This window comes from Enterobacter sp. JMULE2 (assembly GCF_013337145.1).
Taxonomy (GTDB): Bacteria; Pseudomonadota; Gammaproteobacteria; order Enterobacterales; family Enterobacteriaceae; genus Enterobacter; species Enterobacter mori.
In genome coordinates this window covers 454,396-467,190 of record NZ_SGWD01000013.1, presented here as the reverse complement: position 1 = coordinate 467,190, position 12,795 = coordinate 454,396, and the positions used below count along the sequence as shown (strand labels likewise).

The window sequence follows — 12,795 nt, the reverse complement described above, 5'->3', positions numbered from 1 at the left end:
CCATTCAACTGGCGATATTCTCGCCAGAGCAGCTACTGCGCGGCTTTTGCGGTGTTATCAGGGAGTTTACACCAGTTGTTGTTTTCGTTAATCCCACCGTTCGGTGAGGTATAGCCGAGACAACCCATAATGGTATCGTACAGCTCAACGTGACGGCGCGGGACCTTGATCTCTGCCTGCTGCTTCAAATGCGCAAACATTTTGGCTTTATCAGGGTTCTCAAGGTACTTATCCGACATCCACATGATCATCGGCACGCGGAACTGCTCCGGCGGCGCAAGCTTGCGTGGCGTACCGTGCAGGTGTTCTTTTTCGTTGATGGACTCGCCGTGGTCAGCCGCGTATATCACAATCGCTTTCTTATCGCGAAGCTCGTCGATCACCCTGCTCAGGAACGTGTCCACATACAGAATCGAGTTGTCGTAGGCATTGATCAGCTCCTGCTTGCTGCAGTTTTTGTTAATGCCGACACACTCAGGCGTCCATTTCGCGAAATCGCGCGTATAACGCTGATAATAGCTGTAGTGCGAGCCTTTGGTATGCAGCACGATAAGGTGCTTACCCTGCGGATGGTTTTTCAGCGACTGTTCCATCTCGGAGAGCAGCAGCATGTCATCGACATTCTTCCCACGGTTGCGCGGCTCGGCGCCAATCTGCTCACGATAGGCGATGTTATCCGCCATGGTGTTGGTGTAGAACCACATCTCACTTTGCATAGCGAACAGGTCGGAGCTAAATCCAAGCTGCTTCAGTACAGCAAATACGTTCTGCTCTTTGAGCGTACGCTGCGGGTTATCGCTGGCACCGCCTTCACGCACAAACATACAGCGCAGAGAGAGCTTCGTCGCGGTATCGCAGGAGTAACCGCGGTAAGCCACGAGGTTCTTTTCCTGGGCCAGTTTTGGCGTGGTATCGCGGTCATAGCCGAGAATACCCATATGATCCCAGCGCGTGGTTTCACCGATAACAAAGACGACGTAGGTATCATCCAGCCCGTCAGCCGGTGCCACGTAATTGAATTTTTTCGTCGGATTTATCAGGGATTTTACATCACTCGATTCGTCCGCCTGTGCCCAGGCATACAGGCCTAAGGCCGAGAGCCAGTTGGAGGGCAAATAAGAGTTAGCGACCACACCGCCGTAGCTTGGCATGTCGACGCCCGTCGCTTTTTCGATACGTTTTTGCTGTTTTTCCATCAAGCGAATCGGTGCCCAGACCAGTAATCCGGCCAACAGGACAACGGCGATATTCCGGATCCGCTGCCCGCGCGTGCGCAGCTGGCGTAACAACGTATAGCGGCAGGTATTACTCCAGATAAAGAAGAGCGGTATCAGACAGGTTAAAACCGTCCAGACGATAAAGCCCTTACCTACGACCTCTTTCGAGAGATCGATATCGGTGGTCATGACTGACGCCACAATCCCATAGCCAATGACCACATTCATAAAGGTCATGTAATAACTGGCGGCGGCAGAAATAATGACAACCAGTGAAGCCAGAATTTGCCACGGGCGTCGGCCAAAAAGGGAAAGCAGACGTAACAGGAAGAATGTCGCGAGGATGGAACCGAACACTTCAATTGCAGCAAAAATTCCATTTCTTACGGTGAGGTGCTCGAAATAACCTTCCACTCGTCTGAACAGCACCGCGCCATTCAGAAACAAACCGATATAGACAGCCAGCATCAGACACAATCTTTGCTGGGTAAGAGACCTAATGTATTTCATGCAAACAACCCTGGGGGAAGGGGTATAGAGACCCGCCGACTCTCATCGAGAAAACAGACAGAGTAAGTATGTGCGTAGGAAAGCGTTATCAGAAACGTCTACAAGCGCGGTAAGTAGACCACAGCGGGAGAGAAAAGTGGCAGCAGAGAATGTGATCCGTGCAAATTTTTACAAAAAAGCAAGTCAGGAAGCGTATTCCCCAGCGCAAAAAAAAGAGGCCATTACGGCCTCTTCTTATTCGTTAAGCATGCGCTTCTTTAAATACTTCACGCTGCGGCTGGCGAATAGTGGTCGACAGCGCGAGGGAAATAATCAGCAAGGCAAATATCACGCAGAAGGTCACGTAGAACCCGCCGAACAAGGAGGCAATCAGCGAACCGCAGATACTGCCGATCCCGAAGCCCAGATAGATGACGCCGTAGTTTTTTGCCAGATTGTTCAGACCAAAGAACTCGCTCACCAAAGACGGGAAGACGGTAATGGTGCCGCCAAAGTTAAAGGCTACACAGGCAATCGCGGCAAAGAAAGTGGCCTCATTCAGCGGTGCAAACAGCAGTGCCGCCATGCCCACCAGCGAAACCACCTGCCCTATCGTAATGACCCGGATACGGGCAATTTTATCAGACAGAATACCGAGCACCAGACGGCCCGAGAGGTTGGCAATAGAAATCACGGTGACCGCATTCGCCGCCGTGGCCGCGTCCAGTTTCACCATGCCCTGCGCGATATCTTTCGCCACGCCAATGACATACAGACCGCTCATGCAGGCCGTCAGGAACATCACCGCCAGCATCCAGTACTGTGGTTTGCGCATAGACTGAGCCAGGGTGAAGTCGTTCTCCACCACGCCGTTAACGGATTTCACCTCCTGCTGTGGCGCATCGGTCATCAGCGTTGCACCGAACAGAATCATCACCAGAACGATAACGCCCCAGATCATAAAGGTTTTTTCAAGGCCAACGGAGGCCAGCAAGTGGGAATCGATAAATTTGAACCCGAGGCTGCCCAAACCATATGAACCGATGGCAAACGCAGAGATCAAACCTTTACGCTCCGGGAACCACTTCACGCAGTTCGACAGCGTCAGCAGATAACCCGCACCGTCTGCCAGACCCACCAGCACCCCGGCGCTCAGCCAGAGCATCATCAGGTTGTTGGAATGCGCCGTCAGGAAAAAGCCCACGCCCAGCAGGATCCCGGACGCCATGGTGACGCGCTTAACGCCAAAGCGCTCCTGCAGTTTGCCCGCTACGGAAGAGGAAAGCGCCAGCCCCAGGCTCAGCAGGCCGAAAGAGAACGCCACCTGGCTCACCGGTGCACCGAGCTTATCGGAAAGCGCACTGTTGAACAGGCTCCAGGTGTAGACCGAGCCCAGCGCGAACTGGGTGACGATAGTGCCGAAAAGCGTGAGCCAGCGCGTACGGTTATAAGTTGAAGTGTTCATGGCCGTTGTCCTGCAAGAGAAATTAAGGAAGTTCGCTGAGGACAACAATAAACAAAACCTTATTACCGCTGGGGTAAAACGGCATGAAATGCAGGAGGAACGGAATGAAATGCCTGGAATTGGGAATGAATGACCTTGCCGGGGAACGACATGCACAATTGTTAGTGCTCGCTATCGCGACAAGGCGCGCCGTTATTGTATTTAAGATGTTATCGCAACGTTGGAAAAAGTGACAACTTTAAAAGTTTGCACTCACGCCCAGGGTGTACATGAACTCCTCGCCCGTCGTGGTGTTTTCCCCCTGAGCCAATGACGCATAGGCCGCCATATGGGTTGTAAACGGCATATCCGTTCCGACGGTCACGTCCATCCAGCTGCTGTTTTGTGCAATAGCAGGCGTCTGTGACATGCCGAACTGAGATTTCCACTGGTTCTCGCCAAACTGCTGGTTGAAACTGACCTGCGCCCAGGGCCGAAGATCGCCATATTGCGTATCCACGCGCCAGCCCAGGCTGCTCACGCTGGCATGCCAGAGCGGATCGGTCAGCCCCTGCGTCGTCACGCTATCGCCGAATTCATTAATCATCATGGGTGCCGTGCCATCGTAACGCCACGCCATCACCGGGCCGGTTGTTATATTTCCCGTCAGCGGAAAATTCCAGCCCACGCTCATGCTGCCTTCCGCTGTCGGGCCAGAAGGCGAATTCAGGGCAAGCCCAGGTCCAGTTTGCGAAGTCTTGATACGTTCAGCCAGAATGTCTTCATAACGCGGTTGGTGATCCGCATCCCATGTATAGCGTTCCGCCGTATTACTTTGTGCGTCTGAAACGATATATTCCTGTTGCCAGGCAGATGCTGTGTGACAAAAAAACAACCACGCTGAAATCCCCACCAGGCCAGAAACAGCATGGCGACCACTGATTTTTTTTATCATCATCAAAGCGACTCCAGAAAGAGCCAATTTCGGCGATATTTATCGTTGTTCAGGAAGAGGTTAACGGGCATATAGCCCTGTATTAACTATTGTCTTTAAAGTAGACACGTCAAGCCTGACGAAATGAAATTTTTTGCGATAACCGTGTGAATAAGGGAGATAACCTATGCAACGTTGCGGCTGGGTAAGCCAGGATCAGCTCTATATCGACTATCACGATCGTGAATGGGGCATACCGGAAACGGATGGCAAAAAACTGTTTGAAATGATCTGCCTTGAGGGCCAGCAGGCGGGTTTGTCATGGATTACCGTACTGAAAAAACGGGAAAATTACCGCAACGCCTTCCACCAGTTCGATCCTGTCGCCGTCGCCGCCATGACCGAAGAGGACGTCGAACGACTGGTACTGGACGCTGGTATCATTCGTCATCGCGGGAAAATCCAGGCCATCATCGGCAATGCACGCGCTTACCTGGCGATGGAGCAAAACGGCGAGTCATTTTCAGAATTTGTCTGGTCTTTTGTGAATGACACGCCACACGTCACGCAGGCCGCTACGCTCGGGGAGATCCCCGCCTCCACACCCGCTTCAGATGCACTCTCTAAGGCGCTGAAAAAACGCGGTTTTAAATTTGTGGGCAGCACCATCTGTTACGCCTTTATGCAAGCCTGTGGGCTGGTCAACGATCATATTACGGGCTGCTTCTGTCATCCGGGAGGCCACCATGATCCGCAAATGGCAAAGTGAAAATACCGATCCGCTTCTGAGTTTGTGGCTTGCAAGCACCACGGAGGCGCATCCGTTTATCGATGCAAACTACTGGAAAGAGAACGAAGCCATGGTGCGGGAGGTTTACCTGCCGTCGGCGGAAACCTGGGTCTGGGAACAGGACGGAAAGCCGTGCGGATTTATCAGCGTGATGCAGTCGCAGTTTGTCGGCGCGCTGTTTGTCGCACCGTCGTACATCGGGAAAGGCATCGGGCGGGCGCTGCTGAACCATGTTCAACAGCGCTTTCCGCATTTAAGCCTCGAGGTGTACCAGAAAAATGTCCGGGCAGTGAATTTCTACCATGCGCAGGGCTTTCGTATTGAAGATAGCGCCTGGCAGGATGATACCCAACACCCGACGTGGATCATGAGCTGGCAGGCGGATCAAACGCCGTTAACGTAAGCGCTGGCCCCTGATATTTCTCGACCCATGCCAGCGCCGTATTCCCCGCGCAGCCATTCCCCAGCTTCGAGCTGGGGAGATCTTTGGTCAGCACGTTAACCGCCCCGTTTTTACAAATACCGCCTTCGCTCAGGTCCAGATCCGGCCATGCCCCCTGGTGAATGCAGATAACGCCCGGCTTAATTCCGTCGCTCACCACCGCTCCCGCCAGCACCTGTCCGCGCCCGTTCCAGACGCGCACCACATCGCCATCTGCGATTCCACGTGCTTTCGCATCTTCGAAATGCAGGGTAATGGGCTCGCGCCCGGCAACCGCATACTGCTCGCGCAGTGACGTATAGTTCAGCTGGCTGTGCAGGCGGTGCGCCGGATGGGCAGATAAGATCTGAAGCTGCCCCGGCTGCGCGTTGCCGTGCCATTCGTCTGGCTCCAGCCACATGGGGTGCGGTGGGCAATCAGCATAGCCAAAGCCAGCAATGCGCTCGCTGAAGAGAACGATTTTCCCGCTTTCGGTTTTTAGCGGGTGGTTCTCCGGGTCGCGGCGGAAATCAGCGAAACGGACAAACTGCGCATTTTGCTCGCTCTCCGGCATTTCGAAGATGCCGTTCGCTTCCCAGAACTCAGCAAACGGCGGTAGCGTCACCCCTTGGGCTGCGCCACGCTGGGCCGCAATCTGGTAGAAGGTTTCCAGCCATTCCAGATCCGTTTTGCCTTCGGTAAAACGCTCGCGCCCGCCCGCTTCCCAGCGCTCGCTCAGTTCCGCAAAGACGTCAAAATCATCACGCGCTTCATCGCGCGGCGCGACAACACGCTTCATTGGCACCATGTGCTGGTTGCTGTAGTCGCCGGTCATGGTGAGATCGTTACGCTCAAACGACGTGGTCGCAGGCAGCACAATATCGGCATGCTTAGCCGAGCCGGTCCAGAAGCACTCGGAAATGACCACCAGCTCCGGCTTCTGCCAGGCGCGGATCAGGCGGTTGGTGTCCTGATGGTGCGTGAAGTTCGACCCGCCCGCCCACCAGACAAATTTAATATCCGGGAAGTGGCGGTCCAGACCGTTGTGCTGATAAAAACCGCCCGGGTTTTCCAGGGCTTCAACAATGCGCGCCACCGGGATTTTATCCACGGCATCCACGCCGCCCTGCACCGAGCCCTGCAGAGACGCCAGCACCGCCGCTTTACGCGTTGGGTTACCGCCGTTCGCAAAGTGATAGGAGAGACCAAAACCTCCGCCCGGCGTGCCAATCTGCCCAAGCATTGCGGCAAGGGTCACCAGCATCCAGTGCTTCTGCTCGCCAAACTGCTGGCGCTGCATTCCCCAGCCGGACATTAACATGGTGGTATTTTTATGGAACAACGCCGCCAGTTCGCGGAGTTTACCCGCAGGAACGCCACAAATCTCTGCTGCCCATTCCGCTGTTTTAGCCACCCCATCGAATTGGCCCGTCAGGTAGTCGGCAAATTTATCGAAACCGGTGGTACAACGCGCCAGGAATTCCGCATCGTGCCAGCCGTTTTCAACCAGCGTATGGGCGATACCCAGCATCATCGCCACGTCGGTGCCCATATGCGGGGCAATCCACTCGGCGCTGTCGCCGAAGAAATCCATGGTTTCCGAACGCATTGGGTCAATACAGATGATGCGCTTGCCGCTTTTGCGCAGCGCGTCGAAATATGACACGCCCTGCTCATCGCTGGCATTCCAGGCAATTTTCAGGGTATTGAGGGGGTTAGCGCTCCACAGCACAACCACATCAGTATGTTCCAGCACCAGCGGCCAGCTGGTCTGCTGTTGGTAGACCTCATTCCCTCCCACGACATACGGCATAATCGCCTGCGCCGCACCGGTGGAGTAATCTCCCAGATGCCCGGTATAGCCCCCGGCCAGACTCATATAGCGCTGCAGCAGCGTCGAGGCCTTGTGCAGCACGCCGTTCGAACGCCAGCCGTAAGAGCCGGCGAAAATGGACGACGGACCATAGCTATTACGGATACGTTTATGCTGGGTGTGAATCAATGCCAGCGCCTCATCCCAGCTCACGCGGACAAACTCATCCTGTCCCCGAATACCTTGCGGTTTGTCTGGCGAAGCCAGATAACCTTTACGCACCATCGGCCAGCGCACGCGCGTTTTGCTATGCACCTGATCGCGAACGACAGTCTGTAACGAATTGGGATGCTGTGTTGGCAGTGCCCCGCGGGACGACAGGACAGTTTCCCCGTCGGTTTCGACCAGCATGGGTCCCCAGTGGGCGGCGGTCAGAATGGTTTTGGTTGAGGTGCTCAAAGCGTGCGCTCCTGGTTGCGTGCAGGTTTACGGCCTTCTTAATTGAGGCGATTTATGGTTTGTCACAAATTTCAGAGTTATACACTGAATTTTCTCCGTATCTGGACGTCATAATCAACTGCCACGCTCGCCGTGGCAAAGAATAAAAAGGATTAAGGAAATAAGATGAAAAAACGCGTACTCGTTATTGCCGCTCTGGTGAGCGGTGCACTGGCTGTTTCTGGCTGCACAACTAACCCTTACACCGGTGAACGCGAAGCGGGTAAATCCGGCATCGGCGCGGGCATCGGCTCGCTGGTTGGGGCAGGCGTTGGGGCACTCTCCTCCTCCAAGAAAGATCGCGGTAAAGGCGCACTGATTGGCGCAGCAGCAGGTGCAGCACTGGGCGGCGGCGTCGGTTATTACATGGATGTGCAGGAAGCGAAACTGCGCGACAAAATGAAAGGCACAGGCGTGAGCGTCACGCGCAGCGGCGACAACATCATCCTGAACATGCCAAACAACGTGACCTTTGACAGCAGCAGCGCAACGCTGAAACCAGCAGGCGCAAACACCCTGACCGGCGTTGCGATGGTGCTGAAAGAGTACAATAAAACCGCCGTTAACGTGATTGGCTATACCGACAGTACCGGCAGCCAGGATCTGAACATGCGTCTGTCTCAGCAGCGCGCCGATTCCGTGGCCAGCTCGCTGATCGCCCAGGGTGTTGAAGCGAACCGTATCCGCACCAGCGGCATGGGTCCGGCAAATCCAATCGCCAGCAACAGCACGGCGGAAGGCAAAGCGCAGAACCGTCGCGTAGAGATTACGTTAAGCCCAATTCAGTAGGTAAAAGCAAAACGGCAACCCCGTTGCCGTTTTTAGTGTTTTGCGCCCTCTCCCGTGGGAGAGGGTTGGGGTGAGGGCATCAGACCGCAACCTCCGGTAAGCGCAGCGACACCGGGCAAATTACTTGATTCGCCAGATTTTCCCGCTAAGGTATTCTCACTAAATTCAGGGAAATCAGCGATGAGCAAACCAACCCGGGCCACCATCAGCGACGTGGCGAAAGCCGCCAAAACCGGTAAAACCAGCATTTCGCGCTATCTCAACGGTGAGAAACACCTGCTGTCCGACGCGCTGCTCGCCCGCATTGAACAGGCCATTGCCGAACTCGACTATCGCCCAAGCCTTATGGCGCGCGGCCTGAAACGCGGCAGAACTCGCCTGATTGGTCTGATCATCGCCGATATCACTAACCCCTACTCCGTCAACGTGCTCAGCGGCATCGAAGCCGCCTGTCGCGAAAAAGGCTTTACGCCGCTGGTCTGTAACACCAACAATGAGGTCGATCAGGAGCTGCACTATCTGGATTTGCTACGCAGCTACCAGGTGGAAGGTATTGTGGTGAATGCCGTGGGCATGCGTGAAGAAGGGCTCAACCGGCTGCAGCAGTCTTCGCTGCCAATGGTGCTTATCGACCGCAAAATCCCGGAATTTGCCTGCGATGTCGTCGGGCTGGATAACACGCAGGCGGCCACTACCGCCACCGAGCACCTCATCGAACAGGGTTTTGAAGCGGTCCTTTTCCTGAGTGAACCGTTGGGAATGGTCAACACGCGTCGCGAGCGCTTAAGCGCCTTTCGCGCCACGCTGGACCGCTATCCCGGCGTGATCGCCGAAAATGCCGAAACGCCGCTGCATGAAGCTGACCAGATTGACAATACCCTTCGCCAGTTCCACACGCGTCACCGTGGAATGCGTAAAGCCGTCATCTCCGCAAACGGGGCGCTAACGCTCCAGGTTGCCCGCTCCCTCAAGCGCATTGGCCTGCACTGGGGAAGTGATATCGGCCTGCTGGGTTTCGATGAGCTTGAGTGGGCAGAGCTGGCTGGCGTCGGCATCACCACGCTCAAGCAACCCACGTGGCAAATCGGCTATGCCGCTGTTGAACAGGTGGTTCGCCGTATTGAAGGTGCAAGCGACGCCGTGCGTGAACAGGTCTTCTCTGGCGAACTGATCGTTCGCGGCTCTACCGCCCGCTAAATTCCCTTCGTGACAGCGATCATAAATTCAACATCCCGATCTTTTCTTTGGAACCGGTTCCATCTAGCGTAATACTATCGATTACGCGATGGAGTCTGGTATGAGCAGGAAAATAATGGTGGTCACCGCCGCTTATGGCGCGGACCAGGTCCGACAGGCCGGTGGTCAACGCGCAATGCTTCCCGTCATTGCGGGCGCAGGCGCGGACGGTGTAGAAATCCGCCGTGAGCTGTTCAACAGCGAAGAGCTGCTGGCGCTACCTGCGCTGGGCGAATCCATCGAACTGCTGGGTCTGCTGGCATGCTATTCCGCACCCGCCCCCCTGTTTATGCCCAACGGAACGCTTAACCCCGACCTTCCCCGCTATCTGGCCGAAGCCACCGCGCTCAACGCGCTGTGGTTGAAAGTCTCGCTGGGTCATTTCAACGATAAACAGCCGCTTGAAGCTTTACGCGCGATGCTGAATGAAAGCGGCATGGCGCTGGTGGTGGAAAATGACCAGACCGACTGCGGCCAGCTCGCGCCCATGCAGCGCTTCAAAGCCGCCTGCCGGGTGATGGCATTGCCCGTCACCCTGACGTTCGATATGGGCAACTGGCTGTGGGTGGGCGATTCCCCCGAAGAAGCCGCGCGTCATCTGGCTCCGGCCGTGAGCTATATCCACGTTAAGGCCGCCGTTCCGCATAAGGAGCAGTTCCGCGCCATTGCGCCGGACCGCGCGGAATCACGCTGGCTGGACCTGCTTAATCAGCTTCCTGCCGATGCCCCGCGCGGTATCGAATTCCCCCTGGAGGGGGCAGATTTAACTGCCGTTACCCGCCACTACGTTAACCTGCTGCGTGAGGAGTAAACCATGCAAAAGACGCTGGATGTGATCACTATCGGCGAAGCCATGGCGATGTTTGTGGCCACCGAAACGGGCGACCTGAGCGCGGTAGAACACTTTATGAAACGCGTGGCGGGTGCAGAGCTGAACGTCGCCACGGGCCTGGCGCGCCTGGGCCTGAACGTCGGCTGGGTGAGTCGCGTAGGGGACGACAGCTTTGGCCATTTCGTTCTCGATTCACTGAAAAAAGAGGGAATTGATGCCGCAGGCGTCACGCTCGACGGACGTTTCGCAACGGGTTTTCAGCTGAAATCTAAAGTCGAAAATGGAACCGATCCCATCGTGGAGTATTTCCGTAAGGGATCGGCCGCAAGCCATCTCTCCGTGGAGGATTACCACGCCGACTATTTTGCCTCCGCGCGCCATCTGCACCTCAGCGGCGTGGCGGCAGCGCTGTCTGCCAGCTCGTATGCGTTGCTGGACCATGCGGCAACAGCCATGAAGTCTCAGGGTAAAACGATCTCTTTCGATCCCAATTTGCGCCCGGTGCTGTGGAAAAGCGAAGCGGAAATGGTCGAGAAGCTGAACCGTCTGGCGTTCCAGGCTGACTGGGTTCTGCCGGGCCTGAAAGAAGGGATGATCCTGACGGGTGAAAAGACGCCGGAAGCCATTGCCGATTTCTACCTGAATAACGGGGTAAAAGCGGTGGTGCTGAAGACCGGTGCCGATGGCGCATGGTTTAAAACGGCCAACGGCGAACAGGGCGCGGTCGCGGCGGTGAAGGTTGAGAACGTGGTCGACACCGTCGGCGCGGGCGATGGTTTTGCCGTGGGCGTCATTAGCGCCCTGCTGGAAGGCAAACCGCTGCAGCAGGCCGTTGCGCGTGGCAACAAGATTGGCTCGCTGGCGATTCAGGTGCAGGGCGACAGCGAAGGATTACCAACGCGAGCAGAGCTCGGCGTTTAAATTCCCTCTCCCCGTGGGAGAGGGCCAGGGTGAGGGCAACAGACCGCACCAAATAATTAAGCCACCGTGTACCCTACAGACAACGGCGGTAACAACCTCAACAACAGAGGCAAGCCTATGAACAGTTCGACCAATGCAGTAAAACGCTGGTGGTACATTATGCCAATCGTGTTTATCACGTACAGCCTGGCGTACCTCGATCGTGCTAACTTCAGTTTCGCATCCGCTGCGGGGATCACCGAAGACCTCGGTATCACCAAAGGTGTATCCTCCCTGCTCGGCGCCCTTTTCTTCCTCGGCTACTTCTTCTTCCAGATCCCCGGCGCGATTTACGCGGAACGCCGCAGCGTGCGCAAGCTGATCTTCGTCTGCCTGATCCTGTGGGGCGCCTGCGCGTCACTGACCGGCGTGGTAAACAATATTCCTGCTCTGGCCGCCATTCGCTTTATCCTCGGCGTCGTTGAAGCGGCGGTCATGCCGGCGATGTTGATTTACATCAGCAACTGGTTTACCAAATCTGAACGCTCGCGCGCGAATACCTTCCTGATCCTCGGTAACCCGGTCACGGTACTGTGGATGTCGGTGGTGTCTGGCTACCTGATCCAGTCCTTCGGCTGGCGCGAAATGTTTATCATCGAAGGGGTGCCAGCAGTGATCTGGGCATTCTGCTGGTGGGTGCTGGTGAAGGATAAACCTGCCCAGGCGAAATGGCTTTCCGAAGATGAAAAAGCCGCGCTGCAGGCCCAGCTGGATAAAGAGCAGCAGGGTCTGAAGGCGGTTCGCAACTACGGTGAAGCCTTCCGCTCTCGCAACGTGATCCTGCTGTGCGCGCAATATTTTACCTGGAGCATTGGCGTATATGGCTTTGTACTGTGGCTGCCGTCGATTATCCGCAGCGGTGGCGACAATCTTGGCATGGTCGAAGTGGGCTGGCTGTCATCCGTGCCTTATCTGGCTGCCACCATCGCGATGATTATCGCTTCCTGGGCATCGGACAAACTGCAAAATCGTAAGCTGTTCGTCTGGCCCCTGCTGCTCATCGCTGCCTTTGCCTTCATTGGCTCCTGGGCCGTTGGTGCGAACCATTTCTGGGTCTCTTATACGCTGCTGGTGATTGCGGGTGCAGCGATGTACGCCCCGTATGGTCCGTTCTTTGCCATCATTCCGGAAATGCTGCCGCGTAATGTGGCAGGCGGCGCGATGGCGCTGATTAACAGCATGGGCGCGCTGGGGTCGTTCTGTGGTTCCTGGTTTGTGGGCTATCTGAACGGTGCAACCGGCAGCCCGTCAGCGTCGTACATCTTTATGGGGGTGGCGCTTTTCGCCTCGGTATGGCTTACTCTGATCGTTAAGCCTGCTAATAATCAACAGCTTCCCGTCGGCGTACGACACGCCTGAAACCTTTTAAAAT

11 protein-coding genes are annotated in these 12,795 nt (G+C 55.8%); 7 read left to right on the top strand and 4 right to left on the bottom strand.

Going from position 1 to position 12,795, the window contains the following annotated elements; all coding sequences use genetic code 11:
• Nucleotides 1-32: 32 nt before the first annotated feature.
• The 3 genes from eptB to EXW94_RS14480 form a co-directional block, all read right to left on the bottom strand.
• Complete coding sequence (gene eptB, locus EXW94_RS14490) at nucleotides 33-1,727, bottom strand: kdo(2)-lipid A phosphoethanolamine 7''-transferase (protein WP_174340383.1); 1,695 nt, start codon at nucleotides 1,725-1,727, stop codon at nucleotides 33-35.
• A 241-nt stretch (nucleotides 1,728-1,968) separates the two neighbouring features.
• Complete coding sequence (locus EXW94_RS14485) at nucleotides 1,969-3,171, bottom strand: MFS transporter (RefSeq protein ID WP_126815680.1); 1,203 nt, start codon at nucleotides 3,169-3,171, stop codon at nucleotides 1,969-1,971.
• 238 nt (nucleotides 3,172-3,409) lie between these two features.
• The gene (locus tag EXW94_RS14480; protein ID WP_174340382.1) at nucleotides 3,410-4,108 is read right to left on the bottom strand and encodes an autotransporter domain-containing protein; all 699 of its coding nucleotides are present in this window, start codon (nucleotides 4,106-4,108) and stop codon (nucleotides 3,410-3,412) included.
• A 163-nt stretch (nucleotides 4,109-4,271) separates the two neighbouring features.
• Between EXW94_RS14480 and tag the strand changes: the two genes are divergently transcribed.
• Both tag and EXW94_RS14470 read left to right on the top strand, forming a co-directional pair.
• Nucleotides 4,272-4,853: a DNA-3-methyladenine glycosylase I gene (gene tag / locus EXW94_RS14475; RefSeq protein WP_010426235.1), complete on the top strand. Its 582-nt coding sequence runs from the start codon at nucleotides 4,272-4,274 to the stop codon at nucleotides 4,851-4,853.
• Entirely contained in the window at nucleotides 4,831-5,277 is a 447-nt protein-coding gene (locus tag EXW94_RS14470) for an N-acetyltransferase (RefSeq protein ID WP_010426237.1), read from the top strand. Before tag ends, EXW94_RS14470 begins: the two co-directional genes overlap by 23 nt.
• Here the strand turns inward: EXW94_RS14470 and EXW94_RS14465 are convergent.
• The gene (locus tag EXW94_RS14465) at nucleotides 5,240-7,567 is read right to left on the bottom strand and encodes a molybdopterin guanine dinucleotide-containing S/N-oxide reductase (RefSeq protein ID WP_174340381.1); all 2,328 of its coding nucleotides are present in this window, start codon (nucleotides 7,565-7,567) and stop codon (nucleotides 5,240-5,242) included. The two genes, EXW94_RS14470 and EXW94_RS14465, sit on opposite strands and share 38 nt — an antisense overlap.
• A 165-nt stretch (nucleotides 7,568-7,732) precedes the next feature.
• Here EXW94_RS14465 and EXW94_RS14460 point away from each other — a divergent pair, with 165 nt between their 5' ends.
• The 5 genes from EXW94_RS14460 to EXW94_RS14440 all read left to right on the top strand — a co-directional run bounded on the left by EXW94_RS14460 (nucleotide 7,733) and on the right by EXW94_RS14440 (nucleotide 12,782).
• Entirely contained in the window at nucleotides 7,733-8,395 is a 663-nt protein-coding gene (locus tag EXW94_RS14460; RefSeq protein ID WP_010426241.1) for an OmpA family lipoprotein, read from the top strand.
• A 180-nt stretch (nucleotides 8,396-8,575) separates the two neighbouring features.
• Nucleotides 8,576-9,592 carry a LacI family DNA-binding transcriptional regulator gene (locus tag EXW94_RS14455; RefSeq protein ID WP_010426243.1) on the top strand — a complete coding sequence of 339 codons (1,017 nt, stop codon included), beginning with the start codon at nucleotides 8,576-8,578 and terminating at the stop codon, nucleotides 9,590-9,592.
• Nucleotides 9,593-9,692: 100 nt separating this feature from the next.
• Nucleotides 9,693-10,442: a sugar phosphate isomerase/epimerase gene (locus EXW94_RS14450; RefSeq protein WP_174340380.1), complete on the top strand. Its 750-nt coding sequence runs from the start codon at nucleotides 9,693-9,695 to the stop codon at nucleotides 10,440-10,442.
• A 3-nt stretch (nucleotides 10,443-10,445) separates the two neighbouring features.
• Complete coding sequence (locus tag EXW94_RS14445; RefSeq protein ID WP_174340379.1) at nucleotides 10,446-11,384, top strand: sugar kinase; 939 nt, start codon at nucleotides 10,446-10,448, stop codon at nucleotides 11,382-11,384.
• A gap of 117 nt (nucleotides 11,385-11,501) precedes the next feature.
• Nucleotides 11,502-12,782 (top strand): MFS transporter, encoded by a 1,281-nt coding sequence (locus EXW94_RS14440; RefSeq protein ID WP_174340378.1) that lies wholly within the window; start codon nucleotides 11,502-11,504, stop codon nucleotides 12,780-12,782.
• Nucleotides 12,783-12,795: the final 13 nt, after the last annotated feature.